This is a genomic window from Novosphingobium sp. FW305-C-30-35, from assembly GCF_058783135.1.
This window is the reverse complement of the sequence record NZ_JBYSYJ010000002.1, coordinates 500,027-521,867: the sequence shown is the minus strand read 5'-3', so window position 1 is coordinate 521,867 and position 21,841 is coordinate 500,027. Positions and strand designations below refer to the sequence as shown.

Annotated in this window: 17 protein-coding genes; 9 read left to right on the top strand and 8 right to left on the bottom strand. The window is 65.1% G+C overall.

Annotation, left to right across the window (positions count from 1 at the left end):
• Positions 1-3 precede the first annotated feature (3 nt).
• Entirely contained in the window at positions 4-1,377 is a 1,374-nt protein-coding gene (locus tag AC3WLM_RS19020; protein WP_492478451.1) for a methyl-accepting chemotaxis protein, read from the bottom strand.
• 314 nt (positions 1,378-1,691) lie between these two features.
• On the opposite strand from AC3WLM_RS19020, the gene adh reads away from it, so the two are divergent.
• From adh to AC3WLM_RS18995, 5 genes are all read left to right on the top strand, one after another.
• On the top strand, positions 1,692-3,212 hold the full coding sequence (gene adh / locus AC3WLM_RS19015) for an aldehyde dehydrogenase (protein WP_492478450.1): 1,521 nt from the start codon (positions 1,692-1,694) through the stop codon (positions 3,210-3,212).
• Positions 3,213-3,366: 154 nt separating this feature from the next.
• On the top strand, positions 3,367-3,675 hold the full coding sequence (locus tag AC3WLM_RS19010; RefSeq protein WP_492478449.1) for an EthD family reductase: 309 nt from the start codon (positions 3,367-3,369) through the stop codon (positions 3,673-3,675).
• Positions 3,672-4,097, top strand: coding sequence for a DUF779 domain-containing protein (locus tag AC3WLM_RS19005; RefSeq protein WP_492478448.1), 426 nt, complete (start codon positions 3,672-3,674; stop codon positions 4,095-4,097). Before AC3WLM_RS19010 ends, AC3WLM_RS19005 begins: the two co-directional genes overlap by 4 nt.
• Positions 4,098-4,151: 54 nt before the next feature.
• Positions 4,152-5,297, top strand: a complete 1,146-nt coding sequence (locus tag AC3WLM_RS19000; RefSeq protein WP_492478447.1) for an FIST N-terminal domain-containing protein — start codon at positions 4,152-4,154, stop codon at positions 5,295-5,297.
• Entirely contained in the window at positions 5,294-7,504 is a 2,211-nt protein-coding gene (locus AC3WLM_RS18995; RefSeq protein WP_052242515.1) for a hybrid sensor histidine kinase/response regulator, read from the top strand. The genes AC3WLM_RS19000 and AC3WLM_RS18995 overlap by 4 nt, the downstream gene beginning before the upstream one ends.
• 25 nt (positions 7,505-7,529) lie before the next feature.
• Here the strand turns inward: AC3WLM_RS18995 and AC3WLM_RS18990 are convergent, their stop codons facing one another.
• The 5 genes from AC3WLM_RS18990 to pedF form a co-directional block, all read right to left on the bottom strand.
• Positions 7,530-8,819, bottom strand: a complete 1,290-nt coding sequence (locus AC3WLM_RS18990) for an NADH:flavin oxidoreductase/NADH oxidase family protein (protein WP_492478446.1) — start codon at positions 8,817-8,819, stop codon at positions 7,530-7,532.
• Between the two features lie 64 nt (positions 8,820-8,883).
• Positions 8,884-9,567: a response regulator transcription factor gene (locus AC3WLM_RS18985; protein ID WP_193828866.1), complete on the bottom strand. Its 684-nt coding sequence runs from the start codon at positions 9,565-9,567 to the stop codon at positions 8,884-8,886.
• Positions 9,568-9,650: 83 nt separating this feature from the next.
• Positions 9,651-11,393, bottom strand: coding sequence for a methanol/ethanol family PQQ-dependent dehydrogenase (locus tag AC3WLM_RS18980; protein ID WP_492478445.1), 1,743 nt, complete (start codon positions 11,391-11,393; stop codon positions 9,651-9,653).
• Positions 11,394-11,672: 279 nt separating this feature from the next.
• Entirely contained in the window at positions 11,673-12,533 is an 861-nt protein-coding gene (locus tag AC3WLM_RS18975) for a substrate-binding periplasmic protein (RefSeq protein ID WP_492478443.1), read from the bottom strand.
• A 5-nt stretch (positions 12,534-12,538) separates the two neighbouring features.
• On the bottom strand, positions 12,539-12,985 hold the full coding sequence (gene pedF, locus AC3WLM_RS18970; RefSeq protein ID WP_039335630.1) for a cytochrome c-550 PedF: 447 nt from the start codon (positions 12,983-12,985) through the stop codon (positions 12,539-12,541).
• A gap of 148 nt (positions 12,986-13,133) precedes the next feature.
• Between pedF and AC3WLM_RS18965 the strand changes: the two genes are divergently transcribed.
• The 4 genes from AC3WLM_RS18965 to AC3WLM_RS18950 all read left to right on the top strand — a co-directional run bounded on the left by AC3WLM_RS18965 (position 13,134) and on the right by AC3WLM_RS18950 (position 20,070).
• A complete protein-coding gene (locus AC3WLM_RS18965; protein WP_492478442.1) occupies positions 13,134-14,108 on the top strand; it encodes a PQQ-dependent catabolism-associated beta-propeller protein in 975 nt (324 codons plus the stop codon).
• Between the two features lie 129 nt (positions 14,109-14,237).
• The gene (locus tag AC3WLM_RS18960; RefSeq protein ID WP_492478518.1) at positions 14,238-15,659 is read left to right on the top strand and encodes a porin family protein; all 1,422 of its coding nucleotides are present in this window, start codon (positions 14,238-14,240) and stop codon (positions 15,657-15,659) included.
• 119 nt (positions 15,660-15,778) lie between these two features.
• Positions 15,779-17,815: a TonB-dependent receptor gene (locus AC3WLM_RS18955; RefSeq protein WP_492478441.1), complete on the top strand. Its 2,037-nt coding sequence runs from the start codon at positions 15,779-15,781 to the stop codon at positions 17,813-17,815.
• Positions 17,815-20,070, top strand: coding sequence for a TonB-dependent receptor (locus AC3WLM_RS18950; RefSeq protein WP_492478440.1), 2,256 nt, complete (start codon positions 17,815-17,817; stop codon positions 20,068-20,070). Before AC3WLM_RS18955 ends, AC3WLM_RS18950 begins: the two co-directional genes overlap by 1 nt.
• Here AC3WLM_RS18950 and AC3WLM_RS18945 read toward each other — a convergent pair whose 3' ends face one another.
• The gene (locus AC3WLM_RS18945; protein ID WP_492478439.1) at positions 20,071-21,009 is read right to left on the bottom strand and encodes a quinoprotein relay system zinc metallohydrolase 1; all 939 of its coding nucleotides are present in this window, start codon (positions 21,007-21,009) and stop codon (positions 20,071-20,073) included.
• On the bottom strand, positions 21,006-21,758 hold the full coding sequence (locus AC3WLM_RS18940) for a quinoprotein dehydrogenase-associated SoxYZ-like carrier (protein ID WP_492478438.1): 753 nt from the start codon (positions 21,756-21,758) through the stop codon (positions 21,006-21,008). The genes AC3WLM_RS18945 and AC3WLM_RS18940 overlap by 4 nt, the downstream gene beginning before the upstream one ends.
• Between the last annotated feature and the right edge of the window lie 83 nt (positions 21,759-21,841).

Sequence of the window (21,841 nt, the reverse complement as noted above, 5' to 3'; positions counted from 1 at the left end):
GCCTCAGAACTCCGACCAGTCTTCGGCAAGCGCGAGGCTGCCGCTGGTTTGCATCGGAGCAGCTGACTTTACAGGAGACTGAAGGGCAGCACCGGGCGAACGTACCACGACCGGTCCGGTAACCCTTGGCCTGGCGCTCGGCTGATCCTTGATCAGGAACGCGCCGACGCCTGCGGACAAGGCATTGGCCTGTTCCGACAGACTGCGCGCCGCCGCTGCCGATTGCTCGACCATGGCGGCGTTCTGCTGCGTCATCTGGTCCATCTCGGCCACGTCGGCATTCACGCCGGCAAGGTTGCGCACTTGCTCTGCGGTATGCGAGGCGACTTCGGTGATGAAGCTGCTGATCTCGTCGATCAGTCCGTTCAATTCGCCGAGCACCGAGCGCGTCCGCTCGACGGTCGTGACGCCCCTGGCAACCGTGCTGGTACTGCTATCGACCAGCCCCTTGATATCCCGCGCAGCTTCGGCGCAGCGCTGGGCAAGGGCGCGCACCTCGGTGGCGACAACGGCAAAACCCTTGCCGGCCTCCCCTGCGCGCGCCGCTTCCACGCCAGCGTTGAGCGCCAGCAAGTTGGTCTGGAAGGCGATGCCGTCGATCAGCCCGACAATCCGGCCGATTTCCTGAGACGATTTCTCGATCTCGTGCATGGAATCCATTGCCGAGGCGGCAACCTCGTGGCCTTCTGCGGCCTTGGCGGCTACGCTGGCCACGGAGCGGTGGGCGGTATCTGCGCGCTCGGCGGTCTGGCCAAGCGCGCTCGTAACCTGGTTCATCGCCGTCGCCGCACGCTGCAGGTTTGCGGCCTGCCGTTCGTTGCGGCGGGCAAGATCGGCTGAAGCTGCGTCAATCTCCTCCGATCCGGTCAGCACCGTTCCGGCGAGGCCGCGAATGCTGGCGAGCGCGTCCGAGATACTGGCAAGCCCCGCATTGAAGTTGCGGCGCATCTCCTCGTACTCACCAGGGAACGCCTCGGTGACTTCTGCCGTGAGGTCGTTGGCGGCCAGTCGTTCCAGCGAACTGTTCATTCGGTCGATGATCCGGCGCTGCGTTTCCAGATCGGTCGAGGCGCGGATGCTGAGGCGAAACTTCTCCATCGCCTTGGTCATGCGCCCCACGCAATCGGCATGGTTCGTATAGCGGATCGGACTCTCGGTATCGCCGCCGGCTAGCGCTTCCATGCGTACGACCGTGTCCACATAAGGCCTGCAAATCCGCTCCGTCACGGTGCGCATGATCATGAAGGTCAGGACCAGCGAGATGACTGCGGCGCCTGAAACGAGCATGAGGATGTGCTCGGGGAACAGCAGAATGGCGGGAACGTCGAAAAGGTTCAATGCCGAAGCGCCGAGCAGCGCCAGCATCATCAAGCGCATTTTTCGCGGATCGGCGCCTGCGTTTCGAACCAGTCCAACATGCAGCGGTTCCTTTCTTTCCTCGCCGCTTCCATTGGTACGCACGGCGATGAACTGCGAACAATCTCGCGAACCGTCTTACCTCTCGAGCATGAACGCCGGCCTCCATGCCCGATTGTTGAAACTCCTCATGTCCTTTGGTGCAGGTTTCGGCTTGGCCAAGGGGCAGGACCCTCGCGATGCGCGCAGCATCCTTCCAAGGTACAATTGGCCTCGTCCCGGCTTGGGCGCACACTGCTGCCAGATCTCGATAACAGGATTTCGGAGGACCGAGGATGTTGCAGCAGGCCCTTAGCCAGTTCACTGGCGTTTCACTCATTCGCGACAAGTTCGACAACTTCATCGGCGGCAAGTGGGTTGCCCCGGTGAAGGGTGCGTACTTCGACAATGTCTCGCCGGTGACGGGCCAGGTCGTGTGCCAGGTCGCGCGTGGCACGGCCGAGGACATCGAGCTGGCGCTCGATGCCGCCCACGCTGCCAAGGATGCCTGGGGCAAGATGTCGACCACCGAACGGTCGAACATCCTGCTCAAGGTCGCCGACAAGATGGAAGCGAACCTCGATTTGCTGGCGATGGCCGAGACCATCGACAACGGCAAGCCGATCCGCGAGACGACCGCCGCCGACATTCCGCTCGCCATCGACCACTTCCGCTATTTCGCCGCCTGCGTGCGGGCGCAGGAAGGTTCGATTGCCGAGATCGACCATGACACCGTCGCCTATCACTTCCACGAACCGCTGGGCGTGGTCGGCCAGATCATCCCTTGGAACTTCCCGATCCTGATGGCGGCATGGAAGCTTGCCCCGGCGCTGGCCGCAGGCAACTGCGTGGTGCTCAAGCCTGCCGAACAGACCCCGATGTCGATCCTCGTGCTTGCCGAACTGATTGCCGACATCCTGCCCGCCGGCACGCTCAACATCGTCAACGGCTTCGGCATCGAAGCAGGCAAGCCGCTTGCCACCAACAAGCGCATCAGCAAGATCGCGTTCACCGGCGAGACCACCACCGGTCGCCTGATCATGCAGTATGCGTCGGAAAACCTCATCCCCTGCACGCTGGAACTGGGCGGAAAGAGCCCGAACATCTTCTTTGCTGACGTGATGGACCACGACGACGACTTCCTCGACAAGGCGCTCGAAGGCTTCACCATGTTCGCGCTCAACCAGGGCGAAGTCTGCACCTGCCCGAGCCGCGCGCTGGTGCATGAATCGATCTATGACCGCTTCATGGAAAAGGCGATTGCCCGGGTCGAGGCGATCAAGCTCGGCAGCCCGCTCGATGCATCGACGATGATCGGCGCGCAGGCATCGAACGACCAGATGGAGAAGATCCTCTCCTACATCCAGATCGGCAAGGACGAAGGTGCCAAGGTCCTCACCGGCGGCGAGCGCGCGATGCACGAGGGCGATCTTGCGCAAGGCTACTACGTCAAGCCGACCGTGCTCGAAGGCCACAACAAGATGCGCGTGTTCCAGGAAGAGATCTTCGGTCCGGTCCTCGCCGTGACCAGGTTCTCGACCGACGAGGAAGCATTGGAGATCGCCAACGACACCCTCTACGGCCTCGGTGCTGGCGTCTGGACCCGCGATGGAACCCGCGCCTATCGCTTCGGCCGCGGCATCCAGGCAGGGCGCGTGTGGACCAACTGCTACCACGCCTACCCGGCCCACGCGGCATTCGGCGGCTACAAGCAGTCGGGCATCGGGCGCGAAACCCACAAGATGATGCTCGATCACTACCAGCAGACCAAGAACCTGCTGGTCAGCTACAGCCCCAAGAAGCTCGGCTTCTTCTGAGGCGGAAGATGGAGATACCGGCGTAACTGCTGGAGGGAGACGGCGCGGCGCAGGGAGGAAGGTCCCGCCCGCGCCGTCACCATTTGTGATCTGCCCTTTGCACTTCGGCCGCAAGAGCGCGAAGGTGAAGCGACGAACAAGAGAGGATGAACCGATGGCCCAAGTCGTCGTCAACGTGATGTACAACGCGCCTGCCGATCCGGAAGCGTTCGAAGCCTATTACTTCGGCACGCACATGCCGATCGCCGGGAAAATTCCCTCGGTCGAGAAGGTCGTCCTCCTCAAGGGCCTGCCCGGACCCGATGGGAGCCCTCCGCCGTACTACCGCCTGACCCAGATCTGGTTCGCCGATGCCGCCGCCATGGCCGCAGGCATGGGCTCGGCCGAAGCCCAGGCCGCAACTGGCGACATTCCGAACTTCGCCACAGGCGGCACATCGGTCATGATCTCCGAAGTCGGATGAGCAACCTGCCGCCCCGCGTTCTCAATACGCCTGAAGCCGGGGACTGGATCGCCCGGCTGACGGCTGCTCACGGACCGTTGATGTTCCATCAGTCGGGCGGATGCTGTGATGGCTCCGCCCCGATGTGCTTCGTGGCTGGCGAGTTCCGGGTCGGAGGGCAGGACGTGCTGCTCGGCCATGTGGCCGAGGGTACGCCGGTATGGATCGGGGCGGCGCAGTTCGAATACTGGCGGCACACCCAGGTCACCATCGACGTCGTTTCGGGGCGCGGCTCGGGGATGAGCCTTGAAGCGCCCGAAGGCGTGCGCTTCATCGTGCGCAGCCGGGTGTTCAGCGATGATGAAAGTGCTGCGCTCGAGGCCGCGGGCGAGCCGCCGCGAGGGGCCAGCGTTGCACTTGGCGAGGGCACGGCTTCGCCCTAAGCTGCGCGGCAGGCAGGAGAACCCGCAAGAGGTCAGGCCATGGAGGATGCGGTGATGGAAACGGCGACAGCAGTGGACGAGGCGCGCATGATAGCGTGCACTTCGCGCGCAGCCGATCCCCGCGCCGCAGTGGCCGAGCTTGCCGAGTGCATCGAAGACCGCAAGCTGGCCGGGGCGCTGCTGTTCTGCTCCAACGCCTATCCCCGCGATGCCCTTCAGGCCGAACTGGCCAGCGCCATGCCCGAAGTGCGGCTCTTTGGCTGCACCAGCGCAGGTGAATTGAACGATCAGGGGTATGATACCCATTCGGTCGTGCTGATCGGATTCCCCGAAGGCCCCTTTTCCATGGCCTCGCTGCGCTTTGACGATCTCGATCATTTCGATCCGCAGGCTGCACAGGGCGCCATCCGCCAGCTCGTCGCCCAGTCGCGGCGCGAACATGGCGAGGGGCTGCATCAGGTCGCGCTGTTCTTCGTCGATGGCCTTTCCCACCGCGAAGAACTGCTGACGATGACCGCGCAGCATGCGCTGGGCGATATCCAGTTGATCGGCGGGTCAAGCGGCGACGGCCTGTCGTTCCGCGACACGGCCATTTTCCACGAAGGAGCCTTCCACAAGGACGCCGCTGTCATCGTCCTTCTCACCAGCCGCCGCCCTCTGCATGTCTTCTGCAAGAGCTTCTATCGTCCCGGCCCGGCCAAGATGGTCATAACCGAGGCCGATGCCGAATCTCGGGTCGTTACCGAGATCAATGCCGCCCCCGCCGCCGAGGAATACCGCCGCCTTGCCGGAAGTCCGCCGTCCGAACTCAACGCCCAGTTCTTTGCCGCCTATCCTCCCATCGTGCGCACCGGCGGCCAGTTCCACGTCCGGTCGATCCAGACGGCCAATGACGATGGCTCGCTGACCTTCTACTGCGCGATCGATACCGGCGTCGTCCTGTCCATCGGCGAACCGGTAGATCGCATCGCCGAAATGGATGCCCTGTTCGATGAAATCGGTCGCAAGGTGGGCGAGATCGACCATGTCGTCGGCTTCGATTGCGTGCTGAACCGCCTCGATGCCGAAGACCGCCAGCAGGCCGGCATTGTCTCGCGCATGTACGTCGCCAACCGCGTTTTCGGCTTCAACACCTATGGCGAGCAGTTTCGCGCCGCGCACATGAACCAGACCTTCACCGGTCTCGCCGTCGGGCGATGAGCGGCTCGAATCTCACCGGCATTCTTGCCCCCGCCATGGTCAATGGCGAGGATGAGATCACCGCCTTGCGCGCCCGCGTGCGCCAGCTCGAAAAGATCAACGCCGCGCTGATGGACCGGGTGGAACGCTCAGGTGACATGGAGGGCGGCGCGTTCTCGATGTTCGAAACTGCCATCGCGCTCGAATCCGTGGTCCGGGACCGCACGAGCGCGCTCGAGGCGGCCATGGCCGAACTCGCCGCCGCTAACGAGGACGCCACTGCCGCCCGCGTCCTGCTGCGCGATGCGATCGAATCCCTCAGCGACGGGTTTGCCCTCTTCGACGCCGATGACCGCCTGATCCTGTGCAATCGCGCCTTCCTCAAGATATTCCCTGCCGTCGAACCGATTTCCGGTGACAGCCCCGAGTTCGCCGAAATGGCCAGCCGCGTGGCGCTGACCGGCTCGACCCTCGGCGCCGCAACCGGTCCGGATCGCTGGCTCAGCGACCGGGTCGACTGGCACCGCCGTGCCGAAGGGGCCCATGTGCAGGCGCTGGGCGACGGGCGCTGGATCCAGATCAACGAACTGCGCACCAGCGATGGCGGCATCGTCGGCATCTATACCGACATCACCTCGGTCAAGGCCGAGGACGCCCGCCAGCGCGCCTTGGAACTGGCAGAGCGCAACCTCGCGTTGCAGGCCACGCTCGATACTCTGTCCGAAGGCGTCTGCCTGTTCGATGCCCAGCGCCGGATGCAGGCGTGGAACGAAGGCCTCGTCCGCGTGCTCGGCCTTTCCGGCAGTGACCTGTTGCGCCATGTCGAAAGCCATGCCCAGCTGGTGCAGTGGTGCAGCTGGCGATTGGGCCTCGAATGTGCCGACAGCCTTGCCTGGCGGGAAGGCGATACGCGCCAGCTTTCCGCCGAATGCCTGATGGATGGCCGGCACTTCGTGATCCGCTCGGTCCCGCTCGGTAACGGCGGCATGGTCTTTACCTTTGACGACGTGACCGACCACGTCAGCCTGCAACGCTCGTTGACCGAGACCGCCGAACTGCTGGAGCGCCGGGTGCAGGAGCGCACCGCCGAACTGGTCGAAGTCAACCGCCAGCTGGTCGAGGCAAAGAACGAGGCCGAAACCGCCAACCGCTCCAAGACCAGCTTCCTCGCCGCCGCCAGCCATGACTTGCTCCAACCGCTCAACGCCGCGCGCCTGTTCGTCTCGGCAATGGACGGCCTCAAGTTGCCGGAGCGTCCGCGCGCTCTCGTCAGCCAGGCGTCAACCGCGCTGGATTCGGTCGAAGACCTGCTCGAAGCCCTGTTCGAGATTTCCCGCCTCGATGCCGGTGCCATCCAGCCCGAAATCGGCGATCATTCGCTCGGCGCGATCCTCCATGCCCTGCGCGTGGAATTCGCCCCGCTCGCCGCCGCCGGCAAGCTCGAATTCGACGTGGTCGAAACGCCGGCCTGGGTTCGCTCCGACGCGCGCCTCTTGCGCCGCGTCCTCCAGAACTTCGTATCGAACGCGATCCGCTATACCGAGGCTGGCCGCGTCGCTGTCGAAGTCGACGAGATACAGGGCATGATCCGCGTCACCGTGCGCGATACCGGCCCCGGCATCGCCGCGTCCGACCGCGAGGAAATCTTCGGCGAGTTCCGCCGCGTCGGCAAGACGCAGAAAATCCCCGGCAAGGGCCTCGGCCTTGCCATCGTGCGCCGCGTGTCGACCATGCTCGATCACCCGATCGGCCTCGATTCCGTCCCCGGCCTCGGTTCCGCGTTCTCGATCATGCTCCCCCGCGTCGAACCTGTCGCCGCGCCCGCGCCGGTCGAGCCGGCCTCGGGACCGTCGACCGGCAGCGGCGGCCTTGTCCTGGTGATCGACAACGATCCCGCGATCCTCTCGGGCATGGAAGCGCTGCTCGAGAACTGGGGCCTCGAGGTGGTCACCGCGCGCGATCCGGCAGAGGCCTGCGTCGCTGCCGCTCTTGCCCGCCGCCCTGCCATGGCCATCGTCGATTACCAGCTCGATGACGGCCTGACCGGAGAGCAGGCCATTGCCGCGCTGCGAGCCCGGGCCAACTTCGATCTGCCCGCCATGGTCATCACTGCCGACCGCAGCGAGGAGACCAAAGCCCGCTTGAACGCACTGGCGCTGCCGATCCTCAACAAGCCGGTCAAACCCGCCCAACTCCGCGCCTTCCTGCGCCAGAGGGACGTTCTATGATCCCCGGGTCCGACACCCGCTTACCCTAGAGCGCGCGCCGTGCCTTCATCCACGCCTTCGCGTGGTTCTGCACCTGCAATAGCGAGGCGAACACCGATTTGCGCGGCTCGGGCGTGCCGGTCCGCCCGATCGCATCGATCTGGGCATAGTACCACATTTGAACGCCGAAGCCCGCGATGGTGCGGACGGTATCGAATTTCTCCAGCCAGCGCAGCGCCGGGGGCAGCAGACGCAGCGTGGCCTCGAAGCGGGGCAGGTCGGCGCGGTCCTCCAGCAGATTGCGGCAGGCATCCGGCGCCCCGCACAGCGGTCGCCCGATGCCGATCAGGTCCGCCGCGCCCGTCTCCAGCGCATGCTGCATCGCCGCGCGGCTGCGGAAGCCGCCGGTCACCATCAGCGGCATCCTCGTCAGGCTCGCCTTCATCGCCTTGGCGAAGTCCACGAAATAGGCCTCGCGTGCCGCCGTCGAGGCCGGGACATCCGGCCGTTCGAAAGGGTCCAGCCCTTCCATGTCCATCATCGCCGGTTGCTCATACGATCCGCCAGAAACCTCCAGCAGGTCGACGCCCGCCTCCTCCAGCCAGCGCGCGACGGTCAGGCTCTCCTCGAAGGCAAACCCGCCTCGCTGGAAGTCTGCCGAATTGAGCTTCACCGAGATGCCGAACTGCGGGCCCACGGCTTCGCGCACCGCTCGCACGGTCTCCATCAGGAACCGCGCCCGGTTCTCCAGCGATCCGCCCCATCGGTCGGTGCGCTGGTTGCTGCGCGGGCTGAGGAATTGCGAAAGCAGGTAGCCATGCGCGGCATGGATCTGCACCCCGCCAAAGCCCGCGTCCTGCGCCGCTTTCGCACAAGTGGCAAACCGCCCGATCAGATCGAGGATCTCCGCTTCCTCAAGCGGCACCGGCTCGCCGAACTGCCCGCCCGGCAGCCCCAGCTTCACCGCCGATGGCGCCTTGGGGTGCGGGTTGACGGTGGCCTGCGTCTGCCGCCCTGCGTGGCTGATCTGCATCCACAACTGGTTGCCTGCGCGCGTCCCGGCCTTTGCCCACTGCGCCAGAGCCGCCTTCGTCGCCGCATCGGGCGCGCGATCGACGATGACATTGCCGGGGCGCTCCAGATGGTCACCATCGATCTGCACGTTGCCGGTTATCAGCAGGCCCGCGCCACCATCTGCCCACACGCCATAGAGCCGGTCAAGTTCCGGCGTCGGTCTGCCCGACGGATCGGCCAGTCCCTCGGTCATCGCGCCCTTGGCGAGGCGGTTCGGAATGACGATGCCGCACGGCAGGGCCAGCGGTGTCTTGATCAGCATGGCAATCTCCCCCGCGCCAGTCTGCCAGACCGGGCGTGTAGTGCAATTGCCGGATCGTGACCGTTTACCCCTTGAAGCCGATCTTCCCGGCCATGATCACCGCCTGCGTCCGCGAAAAGACGTTCATCTTCTGCAGGATCGCGGAAACGTGCGCCTTCACCGTCGTCATCGAGACATCGAGTTCATAGGCGATCTGCTTGTTGAGCCGCCCGGCGACGAGGTGCCCCAGGACCACCCGCTGCTGCGGGGTCAGGCTGTCGATCCGGCTGCGGATCGCGTCTTCCTCGGCAGCGGCAGAGTCATCACCTTCGAGTTCAGGCATGTAGATCTCGCCCGAAAGCACCTGGTTCAGCGCGTCGAGGATTGCCGCGCGCTTGAGACTCTTGGGCACGAAGCCCGCCGCCCCTGCGGCCAGCGCATCGCGCACCACCTTGCGGTCGGTCACGCCCGAGACCATCACTACCGGCGTCGCCGGAAAGCGGTCACGCAGGGCTTCGAGGCCCGACAGGTGAGAAACATCCGGAATGTTGAGGTCCAGCAGGACCAGGTCGACATCCCCTTCCTGCTCGAGGGTATTGAGCGCAGCTTCCAGGCTGTCTGCTTCAAGGATCGTGCAGGAGGGAAAGGCGTCGTCGAAGATCGAGCGCAGCCCATCACGCACCAGCGAATGGTCGTCCACGATCAGCACGCGATCAGGTCCGTTTACGGCCATGGCAGCGCTCCCCCTTTCGGCTGCGAACGTGGTCATTGCGATGGTATTGCTCATCTGTCTCTACCCGGGGAGGGGGTGGAGCGCCAGACCTGCGGTAAGGTCCGGCGCCCCGGGGAAAATCACTTCGGCAGCTTGAACACCCAGAGCGAACCGCCCTGGCTGATCTCCTTGAAGGTCTTGGCCACCTCGCCGCCCCACAGCGGCACCGCGCCGCCCCAGCCGGACATAACCGCGACATACTGTTCGCCGTCCTGCTCCCAGGTCACCGGCGAGCCGACCACGCCCGACCCGGTCTGGAACTTCCAGAGTTCCGCACCCGTCTTGGCGTCGAAGGCCTTGAGGTAGCCCTCGGGCGTGCCGGTGAACACCAGATTGCCGCGCGTGGCCAGAACACCACCCCACAGCGGAGCCTTGTTCTTGTACTCCCACACGATCTTGCCGGTGGCCGGGTCCATCGCGCGGAGCGCACCGATGTGGTCTTCTGCAATCGGCTTGATGGTGAAGCCTGCACCCAGGTAGGCCGCGCCCTTCTTGTAGGCGATGGGCTCGTTCCAGATGTCCATGCCCCAGTCGTTGCTGGGCACATAGAACAGGCCGGTGTCCTGCGAATAGGCCATCGGCATCCAGTTCTTGCCGCCGAGGAACGACGGGCTGGCGAACACGGTCTTGCCTTTTTCCGCGGCATTGGGCGCGCCGGGGCGGTTTTCGGCCACGTAGTTCGGACGGCCGGTCTTCAGGTCGATGCCATTGGCCCAGGTCGTCTGCATCACGAACTTGTGCGCGCCCAGCAGCTTGCCGTTGGTGCGGTCAAGCACGTAGAAGTAGCCGTTGCGGTCGGCCTTGGCGCCGAGCTTCATCGGCTTGCCCTTCATCGTGGCATCGAACGGGATGAACTCGTTCACGCCGTCGAAATCCCAGCCGTCATGAGGCGTGGTCTGGTAGTGCCACTTGATCTCGCCGGTATCGGCATCGATCGCCAGTGTCGAGGACGTGTAGAGGTTGTCGCCGGGGCGCAGGTGGCTGTTCCACGGGCCGGGGTTGCCGGTGCCGAAGTAGAGCAGGTTGGTGCCGGGGTCATAAGTGCCGCCCAGCCAGGTCGCGCCGCCCCCGGTCTTCCACAAGTCGCCGGTCCAAGAAGCGTTGAGCTTGCCGGTCATCGTGGAAGGCTTGCCACCCAGCGTGCCGATGTGGCCTTCGATGGTCGGGCGTGACCACACCAGCTCGCCCGTATCCACGTTGCGGGCCTGCACTTCGCCGATCACGCCGAACTCGCCACCCGAATTGCCGGTGATGACCATGTCCTTGACGATCAGCGGCGCCGCCGTTGCCGAATAGCCGGCTTGGTAGTCGGCCAGCTTCTTGTTCCAGATCACCTTGCCGGTATGGCGATCGAGGGCAACGAGATGCGCGTCCAGCGTCGCGAAAATCACCTTGTCGCCATGGATCGCCGCGCCACGGTTCACCACGTCGCAGCATGGCATGATGCCATCGGGCAGGCGGGCGTTGTATTCCCACTTCTTCTCGCCGGTGCGCGCATCGAACGCGAAGAGGCGCGAATACGAACCCGTTACATAGATCGTGCCGTCATAGACCAGTGGCTGCGATTCCTGGCCGCGCTGCTTTTCGCCACCCAGCGATGCTGCGAAAACGGGTACGAGATTCTTGACGTTGCTGGAGTTGAGTTTGTCGAGCGAGCTGAACCGCTGCTGCTGCGGGCCCATGCCATAGCTGATCACGTCGCCGGGCGTGGCCGCATCGTTGATGATGTCCGCGCTGGTCGGCCCGCCGGCAATGGCTGGAACTGCCGAAAGACTAGTGGCTGCCGCAAGGCCTGCCAACACGATTGAAAAACGCCGCTTCATCCTGTCCCTCCTGTTATGGGGTCTTGTTCTGCGATGGAGTGCGGTCATGCGGGAATCCCCCCGGTTCGCCACTGATCCCCTATCGTCAATGTGAGCCTATCGGTTGCAGTATGCTGCACAATTGAACCTTGGGATAAGGCCTTGTGCTTCATGTCCAGGCGCGCCAAATGCTGCGCAACACAACCGCAGCAAAAACGGTTCGGGGAACACCGGTCGCAGTCGGTGTTCCCGTCCCCCCGTTGGCCCGCCAATCGAGGATGGCGGGTGCGAGCTGACCGTTCAGGATTGTGCGGAAAGCGCTGGCTTCCAGTTCACGCCATGGCGTTGGAACAGCGCGGCCATGCGCCCATCGCCAATCATCTGCTCGAGCACTTCCTCAAGCCTGAAGCCCAGGTTGCGCGAATTTTCCTTTACCGCGATTCCAATGTCCCAGCCCGGCGACATCATCATTGGCAGCGGTCCCTTGCGCACCTTGATCCCGGCGTCGGGGTTGTCGGCGACGACAGCCTCGATCTGCGCGGTGGTGGCCACGGTGAAGTCGGCACTGCCATCCACCAGCGCGGCGGGCGCATCATAGCCATTGGGAACGTGGACCAGGTCCCTGGCAAGGACCCCGCCAGCGTGGCCGAGCAGGTAGAAGTCAGGGATCGAGGCGAGTTCGGCGGTGATCTTGCGGCCCTTGAACGACGCCGGCACCGCTTCGCAGTTGCCGCCATCGCGCGAACAGGCCGCGCCAAAGGTTTCGCGGTAATAAGGCGCAAGGAACACGACATTGTCTTCCTGCTGTATCAGCTGCCGCTCGAAGGGTACGTGCAGCATCACGTCGCATGGCTGAAACCCGAGCAGCCCCCCGCGCCAGACCACGTTGCGCAAGTCGTCGGAGATGTCCTCGCCCGCGAAGAACAGCTGGACATCGGCGCGAACGCCCAGCGCTTCGGCGAGCGCGCGCGCAATGTCGGCATCGATGCCTGCCACCTTGCCGTCCTGGTTCCACGACCAGGGCCGGTTATCCGCATAGAGTCCGACCCGAAGGACTCCGAGGTCTTTGACCTTCTCAAGCGGTGCAGCAAAGGCGCTGGAGGACGCGGCCAGCGCGGATAGCGCCAGCCCCTGCAGGAACGAACGCCTGCTGGCGCGCATTGCGGTCACTCTTCCGTATGCTTGGATTCGATCCATGTGCGGATCGCCCATCCGGCCTTCTGGCCGAGCACTTCGCCGAACGGTGGCATATAGACCTTGCCATCGCGTGACGAGCCGTGCTGGAAGCGCTGGACGAACCATTCGTCGCCGCTGTCGCCGGTTTCGAGATAACGCAGGTCAGGCGCAATTCCGCCCGAGATCGCGTCGAGCCCGTGGCAGCGCGCGCAGTTCTGGCCATAGGCAGACTGGCCGATCTCCAGCGCCTTCTCGTTACCGCGGTAGGGGTTGACCGTCACCCAGGTGTCATTGCCACCGACAAGGTCGGGCAGTGCCGAAGTGTCAACCGCTTGCGGCGTGACGTTACCATGCGCGGAAAGGCTCGATGCGATGGCGCCGGTGGCCAGCGCAGCAGCCGCCAGCAGGGCGGCACGGCCCTTGGAGATCTTGATCATCAGTCATCCTCTGCGACACGGGTGCGGATGATCGTCCGCCCCGATAGTGCTCCTTGCTTATCGCGCTGCCGGGCCATCGCAAATTGAACCATGGTACAAGACCAAGGTGTCATATGCGCGCGCACGAGCGTCGGATATGGTGCGCAGCATGGAGAGACAACTGAAGGCATTCGCAGCAACCCTGCTGCTCGGCACCACCCTTGCGCCTGCGGCACACGCAACGCGCGCCTACGTCAGCAACGAACGGTCCTCGACCGTGACGGTGATCGATGTCGAGAAGGGCACGGCCGAGGCGGAATGGCCGGTCGGCAATCGCCCGCGCGGCATCGCGATGACGCGAGACGGCAAGGCCCTGCTCGTCGCCGCCAGCGCGGACAATGCGGTGGAAATGCGCGATCCCGCCACTGGCGCGCTGCTTGCTGCCCTGCCTTCAGGTGCAGATCCGGAGCAGTTCTTCCCCGCCTATTCTGGCAACCTGCTTTTTACTGCGAACGAGGACAACGCCGCCGTCACGGCGATCGATCTCGATGCGCGCAAGGTTGCGTGGCAGGTCACCGTCGGTGACGAGCCCGAAGGCGTCGCACAAAGCCCCGATGGCAAGTGGTTGCTCGTCACCAGCGAGGAGGACAACACCGTCGCCTGGATCGACCTTGCCACGCGCACCGTGGCCGAGGAGATGGAAACCGACGCCCGCCCCCGCCACATCGAATTCGAGGGCAAAGGCCAGAAGGTGTGGATCGCCGCCGAAATGGCTGGGACGGTGCAGATCGCGGACGTCGCCACCAAGTCCATCGAACAGACCATTGCCTTCGCTCCGCCCGGCGTTCCGGCCTACAAGGTCATGCCCTGCGGCATCCGTTTCACCCCCGATGGCAAGACCGCGATTGTCGCTCTTGGACGCGCCGACAGCATCGCCGTCGTCGACGTGCCCACCCGCACGGTGCGCGGCTACGTCAAGGTCGGCGACCGCCCGTGGCACCTTGCCATAACCCCGGACGGAACCCGCGCCATCGTCGCCAACGGAGCCAGCGATTCCGTCTCGTTCGTGGATATTGCGGCGATGCAGGTTACCGCCACGATCAAGGCAGGCGGCGGCCCCTGGGGCGTCGCACTGGGGCGCTGACTGACCTTCGTCATTATCCCAAAGTCCAACGCCCAAAGTCCAATATCGCAGTTTGTTTCCGCGCAGCATTCTCTCCGCTCAGTCGCAGAATAATCGACACGACCTTTCACGGAGGGGATGGAAATGAACATGAAGAAGGCGCTTTGCGCCTCGGTTGCGCTCGCCACGATGGCGGTTGCGACCACGCCCGCCTACGCCGGCACGGCCGAACTTCTCAAGCGCCTGCACGAAAAGGGCATCCTCTCCGACGAGGAATATGCCGAGCTGCTGGCCGAGGAAAACAAGCCGTCTCCCGCCCCCGCAGCTGCCGCCGCACCTGCCGGCGATACCATGACCCGCGCCACTGAATCCGTCGATTCCAGCCGCATGGTCCGCATGGCCGCGTCGGGCATCGGCCTCGAAGTCGGCCCCGCCACGATCACGTTCTCGGGCTCCGTCAACGGCTTCTACGTGCACGACAATCCCGCCACGCCCACGGCGCGCACTGCCGTCACCGGGGGCATTGCCAGCGTCGGCGCCAACAACTCCAGCGCGATCCGCAACGGCCTGCTCCCCGGCTTCCTCAAGGTCTCGGTGGCGACCCAGCAGTCGGGTTGGGACGTCGGCGCCACTTTCGGCATGTACCCCGGCATCAACTCGACCGCCTGGGGCGCTCTCGGCGCCAACAACGGCGGCCAGCCGACCGCCCTTGCCACCGCCGGCATCGATTTCCGCCAGACCTACATGACCTTTGGGCGCCCCAACGTCGGCACCTTCAAGATCGGCCGCGATATCGGCCTGTTCGGGTCGGAGGGCATCCTAAACGACATCACACTGCTGTCCTCGGGCACGCCCGGAAACAACGTTGCGCCGGGCAACACCACACTGGGACGCATCGGCGTCGGCTATATCTACACCGATTTCCAGCCCCAGATCACCTACACCTCGCCCAACCTCAAGGGTCTGCAGGCTTCGGTCGGCGTGTTCCAGCCGCTGTCCTCGCTCACCGGCCCTGCCGAGAGCAATTCGGCCCCTGGCTTCCAGGGCAAGGTGACGTATGACGGCAAGTTCGGCGATGTTGCCGCGCGCCTGTGGGTGTCGGGCATCACCCAGAAGCACGATATCGTTGGCGGCGCCAGCTACACCGGCAGCGGCGTGGACTTCGGCGGCAAGGTCACCGTCGGCCCGGTCACGGCGACCGGCTACTACTACACCGCCAGCGGCCTCGGCACGACGGTGCTCGGCCTGTTCGACACCGGTCTTCCGCAGACCGGCAGCGGCGTTGCCAAGCGCGATTCCAGCGGCTTCTATGCCCAGGCGCTGGCCACCTTCGGCAAGGTCTCGGTCGGCGGAAGCTATGGCGAAAGCCACCTCGATTACGCAAGCAACACCGATCGTCTCGCCAATCCGAACCTGCTCGATGTGAACTCCAGCTATGTCGGCCAGGTCCGCTATGGCCTGACCTCGTGGGTCACGCTGATCGGCGAATACGTGCATTCGAAGGCCGTCGCCCACTCGGGCAACAAGGCCGAAAGCGATGCCTTGGCCGTCGGCGGAATCCTGTTCTTCTGAGCCGGATTTCATAAACTTAACATTCGATACCAAAGTCCACCCTTGTCGGCGGCGCCGATTGCTCCCAAAGCGCCGCCGACAGTTCTGTCTTCAAATCGTCATCCGGAAAGTCGCAGCAGATGGACGACACCAGTTTTCTTCGGGCCCGTTCAGTCAGGGTTGGCAGCCTCTTGGCCGCAGCCGCTCTTGCCTCCACCGCGCTTCCGGCCTTTGCCGATGAAGGTCCCGATGGCCAGATCGTCGTCACCGGCGCCGGCCTTGAAAAGACCCCGGGCACGCCCGCCTATTCCACTGTCGAGATCGGCCGCGATGCCATAACCACATCCGCCTCGGGCCGCATCGAGGACGTGCTGACACAGGTCGCCGGGTTCCAGCAGTTCCGCCGGTCAGACAGCCGCTCGTCCAACCCTTCGGCCCAGGGAGTCACGTTGCGGGCGCTGGGTGGCAATGCCACGAGCCGCGCGCTCGTGTTGCTCGACGGCGTCCCCATGGCCGATCCCTTCTTCGGCTACGTCCCGCTCCCGGCGCTCACGCCCGATACGCTGGGCTCGATACGCGTCACCCGCGGCGGGGGCTCGGGCCCGTTCGGGGCGGGAGCGCTGTCCGGCACGATCGAGCTCGAGAGCGCAGGACCCGATCAGCTTGGCCTCGTAAACGGCCAGCTCCTCGCCAGCCAGCGCGGCGAGACCGAAGTTGCCCTGAGCATCGCCCCGCGCCTCGGCTCGGGCTTTGCTGTCGTCTCGGGCCGTTGGGATCGCGGCAAGGGCTTCTTCACCACGCCGGAATCGCAGCGCGTTCCCGCCACCGTTCGTGCCCGCTACGAGTCCTGGTCCACCCAGGTCCGCGCCGTCGCGCCGCTCACCGATACGGTGGAGCTTCAGGCCCGCGCGCTGGTCTATCGCGATGATCGCCTGCTGCGCTTCAAGGGCGCCACCACGTCCAGCGAAGGCCAGGACGCCAGCCTGCGCCTGGTCGGCCGGGGCGATTGGCAGTTCGATGCCCTCGCCTATGTCCAGGTCCGCAATTTCGACAACATCGTCGTCTCCGCCACCAGCTTCAAACCCACGCTCGACCAGTACGATACGCCCGCGCAAGGGCTTGGCGGCAAGTTCGAGCTGCGCCCGCCGATGGGCGAAAACGATGTGCTGCGCCTTGGCGTCGACTGGCGCCGGGCATCGGGCACGATGAAGGAGAACGCAATCAGCGCCGCCACCGGTGCCATCACCGCACGTCGCCGGGCAGGGGGCAACAACACCGACCTCGGCTTCTATGCCGAGAACGACCTGACGCTGGGCAGCCTTGTCCTCACCGGCGGTCTGCGCGCCGATCGCACCGTGATCGCCGACGGCTATTTCGAAGTGCGCAACACGGCAGGCACTGTCACCAGCCGCACCGATTACGCCACGCAGACCGATTGGACCGTCACCTGGCGCGGCGGCGCGGTGCTGCGCGTCAGTGACATGATTGCTCTGCGCGCCGCGGCCTATACCGGCCTGCGCCAGCCCACGCTCAACGAACTCTACCGGCCCTTTACCGTCTTCCCGGTAACCACGCAGGCCAACGCCGCCCTGCGCAATGAAAAGCAGAAAGGCTTCGAGGCCGGGATCGACCTGACCCCCGCCGAGGGCATCCGCCTGTCTGTTACCGGTTTCGACAACCGGATCGAGAACGCCATCGCCAACGTCACCATCGGCACCAACCTGCGCCAGCGCCGCAACGTCGACGAGATTCGCGCCCGCGGCATCGAAGCCTCCGCTCACGCCGAAGTGGGCATCGTCCGCTTCGACGGCTCGCTGGCATGGACTGACGCCGAAGTGCGCAACGGCCCCTTGTCGAACCTCACCGGCAAGCGCCCGGCACAGACCCCGCGCCTTGCCGCGTCCGCCACGCTTGGGCTTAGCCCTGCCGTAGGCTGGGACATTGCAGCCACCCTGCGCCATGTCGGCCAGCAGTACGAGGACGACCTGCAGATCGACAGCCTCAAGGCCGCAACCACGCTCGACATGTTCGCGCAAGTGCCGCTGCCCCGCGGGATCAGCCTGGTCCTGCGCGCGGAAAACCTGTTCGATACCGAAATCGTCACGCGCAATGCGGGCGGCTCGATCGATCTTGGCAATCCGCGCACGCTCTGGGCAGGGGTGAGGGTCAAGATCTGATGATGCGCAAGCTGATCCCGCTGCTGTTTGCCGCCGTTTCCGCACCCGCTCTCGCCCAGACCGATCCGCAGATCGTCGTCAATGCCCCCGGTGGCATGATCGACCTCGATGAGGCCCGTGCGCTGGATCTTGCAGCCATTGATGCCTCGGGTCGCGCCGATCTTGGCCGCGCGCTCGAACGCGCCATTCCCGGCCTGACGCTGGGTGAGGCGGCAGGCAATCCGTGGCAGGCAACGCTGAACTGGCGCGGGTTTTCCGCCGGCGCGCTGCAGGGCATGGAGCAGGGCATCGCCGTCTATCTCGATGGCGTGCGCTTCAACCAGCCGTTCGGCGATGTCGTCCTGCTCGATCTCATGCCCGATACGGTGCTTGTCGCGGCGCAGGTCAACGATGCCAATCCGGTGTTGGGGCGTAATGCGCTGGCCGGATCGGTTCTTGTCCAGACCGGCGACGGCGTGACCCTGTCCGGCCTGCGCGGCCAGGGCGATGTCGACAGCGAAGGCATGGCGGGCGGCGCGGTCAGCTATGGCACCGGCACCGCACAAGGCAACCTGCTTGTCGCCTTCGAAGCGCGGCATGACAAAGGCTGGCGCGTGGCCAGTCCGTCGACGCTCTATCGCGGCTTTGCCAAGGGCATCCATCAGGGCGAGGGCTGGGGCATCGAGCTCTCCGCCCTCGGCGCTGCGACCGACCTGACCGGCAACGGCGTCTCGCCCGTCGAGCTGCTCGATGCGAAGTACGATGCGGTGTTCACCCGGCCCGACAGCACGCGCACCCGCTTTGCCCGCGTTGTCGCCGCGCCGTGGCTGTCCATGGGCGAGACCTCCCGCATCGAACTGCGCGCCCACTGGCAATACCTCGATCGTCGCAATGCCAACGGCGATCTTGCCGATTTCGGTGCCTGCGATGCCAACCCGGCGCAACTTTGCGTCGAGGATGATGACGACGGCTACAGCGATCCTCTCTTTGCCAATGGCGTTCCCGTTGCCGCCGACGCAGCTGGCGACGATCCCGCGGTGTTCAATCGCGGGAAGGAGCGCACGCAGGCCTATGGCGTCACCCTGCAATGGCAGGACACGGTCGAAACCGACCTCGGCACGCGCCGCATCGCACTGGGCGGCACATGGGAGCACGCCCGCACGCGCTTCGGCGCGCAGACCGACCTTGGAGAGCTGGAAGAAGACCGCTCGGTCGAGGATCTCAGCCTGCCGCTGGTCTCGGCGGAAGGGGCGATCCAGCCGGTGTCGCTGGTATCGAAACTGGACGATTTCGCCCTCTTTGCCAGTCTCGAACTGCCGCTTACCGCGGCCCTCTCGGTCGAGGCAGGGGCGCGTTATTCGCACAATCGCGTGGTGATGGAGGACCAGTTGGGCACCGCGCTGAACGGGCGCCACACCTTCGATCGCTTCAATCCTTCGATCGAATTCGACTATGCACTGGCCCCGGGCCTTCACGCCACCGCCGGTTTTTCGCTCACCAGCCGCAATCCCACCCCTGCGGAATTGAGCTGCGCCGATCCGGAAGCGCCTTGCACCCTCGCGAACTTCTTCATCGCCGATCCGCCGCTCAGGCAGGTAACGGCAACCAACTGGCATGGTGGGCTGAGTGCAACCGGCCGAAGGCTGGCCTGGCGCGTCAACCTGTGGCGCTCGGAGACCAGCAACGATATCCGCATGATTGCCTCCAGCGTGCGCGGGCGGGCCTATTTCGCCAATCTCGGCCACACCCGCAGGCAGGGCATCGAAGCCTCGGCGGAGTGGCGGCACGATGGCTGGTATTCCTCGGCCAGCTTTGCCTTCACCGATGCGCGCTTTCGCGATGCCTTCACCCTTTCAAGCCCGTCGAACCCGGCGGCCGATGACGAGGGCACGATCATGGTCGCGCGCGGTGACCAGCTGCCTGCCGTGCCGCGCCACGCCCTCAACCTGCGCCTTGCGCGCGAGGAGCGGAACTGGTCTGCCGGTGTCACGATGCGCGCCCGCTCCGGCCAGTATCTTGCTGGCGACGAGGGCAACGACAATGCGCGCACGCCGGCCTATGCCGTGTTCGATCTCGATGGCGCGGTTCGCCTTGCGCCGGGCATCCGCCTTGTCGCGCAGGTCCGCAATGTGCTGAACAAGCGCTATGCCACTTTCGGCACCTTTTCCGAAGTCGATGAGATCGATCTTGCCGAAGCGCCCGGTGCCGAAGACCCCCGCGCCTACGCCCCCGGCGCCCCACGCCGGATGACGGTATCGCTCAGGGCGGAGTTCTGATCACAACCGCGGCAGCAGTTCACCCTCGAGCGCTGCGTAGAAGTGCGAGACGCTGCGCTGCAATTCATACCGCGCGGCCTTGAGCGTTGAAAAGCGCGGCGGAATCGGCAGTTCGCCAGCCTCGCTCATGTCGAGGCCCCGGGCCACCGCATCGCGCAGCGTCGCCTCGATCCAGTCGAGCCAATCGCGGGTCTGCGCAATCGCGGCTCCATTGCGGTCAATCGGCCCGTGCCCCGGCACCAGCAGCTTGTGCGGCAGGGCGGCAAGCACATCCAGCGAAGCGCGCCAGTCTGGCAGCTTGGCATGCGGCGTCGAAGGTGCGCGGTCGTGGAACACGAGGTCTCCGGCGATCAGCGTGCCCGTCGCCTCGTCAAGCAGAGCAAGATCGCCGCCGGAGTGGCCCTTGAGCGCCATCAGACGGAGCTTGCGCCCGCCAAATTCCACTGCGCCTTCAGACACATCGCCCTGCGGGAGGACGATTGCCGTGCCCTTCATCCAGTCGGCCAGCAGGCGGTACATCGCGTCCGAAAATCCCTCGCCATCGCGCTCCAGTTCGGCGCGGGTGGCGGGCAGGGCGTGAACGATTGCCGGGTCGAACGCCGCTGCGCCTATCGCATGGTCGGGGTGGAGGTGGCTGACATAGACGCGGCCCACCGGCTTGCCGGTCAGCCTTTGCGCCAGCGCTCCCAGCGCAAGGCCGTGTTCACGTGAGACGCCGGGGTCGAATAGCACTGCGCCCGCCTCTGTCGCGATAATCGCGCTGTTGGCAATGGCGCCGCCATTGGCAAAGGCAATGGCCTCGTCCGCGCCGCGCACCATCCACACACCGTCCGCGATCGGCTCGGCCACGGGATTGTATTTGCTCGCAAATTTCTCGGCGAAGGCGGCGGCGGGGCTGAACAGTCCGACCAGCAAGAGCGCCCTGCGGTCCAGCCTCACGCACCCACCTTGCCGGGAAACTCCAGGCCGGCGCTGTCGCGTGCCTCGAAGGCAATCGTTCCCGTTGCCTTGACGACCACCGTAAACGCGGGGTCTTCGGCGACGGAGCCGAAAATCTGCATTTCGCCCAAGAACTTGCCACTGGCGTCGCGGACTGTCAGTCGCTCGATGTTATAGGCGGGAATGTTCTCCACCAGCCCGGTGTCCATCGGATGCCGGAAGGTCAGACGCAGGCGGGTTTCTCCAGCCTTTTCAGGCCACTGCGCCCCGCGCACTTCCCCCAGATGATCCGCCCAGTCTCCTTTCACGCGGCTGACCGGCGGCGCGGAGCAGCCGCCGCCTGCGGCATCGATCCAGGATCCGCCAACGTGCCAGGTTCCGTCCTGCGTCTGCACCGCCGCGCGCACCGGGGTGCGCTGATCGAGCTTGATGCGCGTGGCGAGGAACGGTTGGGCCCGCGTGGGGGCGTAGTCGACGGCGACGGGGATGGGGTTGAGATCGGCAAAGAGGACGATGCGGCGCACGTTGGGCAAAGCGCGCGCGTCCACCGTCACAGGGAAAACACGTTGATTTTCAGCAATTTCGGGAATGTGGACGGCAACGCGGTCATCGAACACGATAGAGTCCTTGCCGAACAGGCGCGCGGCGTGATGCTCCCACATTGGCGAGTGCAGGGGATCGGCAGGCGCTGCCAGCGCGGGCGCCGAACCCACCATAAATAGGGCAGCAATCGTCATCCTGGCCATCATGCGCATTCTCCCAAAGCACACTATGCGCGCATTGCCAGAGCGATCATATTGGACCTTGGAATAAGGCGTAGGGGGCGGAAAAG

What these genes read in the sequence shown, in the direction of transcription:
- AC3WLM_RS18965 (WP_492478442.1), top strand. Translation starts at nt 13,134, where the DNA reads ATGGAGAGACAACTGAAGGCATTCGCAGCAACCCTGCTGCTCGGCACC.
- AC3WLM_RS18940 (WP_492478438.1), bottom strand. Translation starts at nt 21,758, where the DNA reads ATGATGGCCAGGATGACGATTGCTGCCCTATTTATGGTGGGTTCGGCG.
- AC3WLM_RS19020 (WP_492478451.1), bottom strand. Translation starts at nt 1,377, where the DNA reads ATGCGCTTGATGATGCTGGCGCTGCTCGGCGCTTCGGCATTGAACCTT.
- AC3WLM_RS18975 (WP_492478443.1), bottom strand. Translation starts at nt 12,533, where the DNA reads ATGCGCGCCAGCAGGCGTTCGTTCCTGCAGGGGCTGGCGCTATCCGCG.
- AC3WLM_RS19000 (WP_492478447.1), top strand. Translation starts at nt 4,152, where the DNA reads ATGGAAACGGCGACAGCAGTGGACGAGGCGCGCATGATAGCGTGCACT.
- AC3WLM_RS18960 (WP_492478518.1), top strand. Translation starts at nt 14,238, where the DNA reads ATGAAGAAGGCGCTTTGCGCCTCGGTTGCGCTCGCCACGATGGCGGTT.
- AC3WLM_RS18950 (WP_492478440.1), top strand. Translation starts at nt 17,815, where the DNA reads ATGATGCGCAAGCTGATCCCGCTGCTGTTTGCCGCCGTTTCCGCACCC.
- AC3WLM_RS19005 (WP_492478448.1), top strand. Translation starts at nt 3,672, where the DNA reads ATGAGCAACCTGCCGCCCCGCGTTCTCAATACGCCTGAAGCCGGGGAC.
- adh (WP_492478450.1), top strand. Translation starts at nt 1,692, where the DNA reads ATGTTGCAGCAGGCCCTTAGCCAGTTCACTGGCGTTTCACTCATTCGC.
- pedF (WP_039335630.1), bottom strand. Translation starts at nt 12,985, where the DNA reads ATGATCAAGATCTCCAAGGGCCGTGCCGCCCTGCTGGCGGCTGCTGCG.
- AC3WLM_RS18995 (WP_052242515.1), top strand. Translation starts at nt 5,294, where the DNA reads ATGAGCGGCTCGAATCTCACCGGCATTCTTGCCCCCGCCATGGTCAAT.
- AC3WLM_RS18980 (WP_492478445.1), bottom strand. Translation starts at nt 11,393, where the DNA reads ATGAAGCGGCGTTTTTCAATCGTGTTGGCAGGCCTTGCGGCAGCCACT.
- AC3WLM_RS18990 (WP_492478446.1), bottom strand. Translation starts at nt 8,819, where the DNA reads ATGCTGATCAAGACACCGCTGGCCCTGCCGTGCGGCATCGTCATTCCG.
- AC3WLM_RS18985 (WP_193828866.1), bottom strand. Translation starts at nt 9,567, where the DNA reads ATGACCACGTTCGCAGCCGAAAGGGGGAGCGCTGCCATGGCCGTAAAC.
- AC3WLM_RS19010 (WP_492478449.1), top strand. Translation starts at nt 3,367, where the DNA reads ATGGCCCAAGTCGTCGTCAACGTGATGTACAACGCGCCTGCCGATCCG.
- AC3WLM_RS18955 (WP_492478441.1), top strand. Translation starts at nt 15,779, where the DNA reads ATGGACGACACCAGTTTTCTTCGGGCCCGTTCAGTCAGGGTTGGCAGC.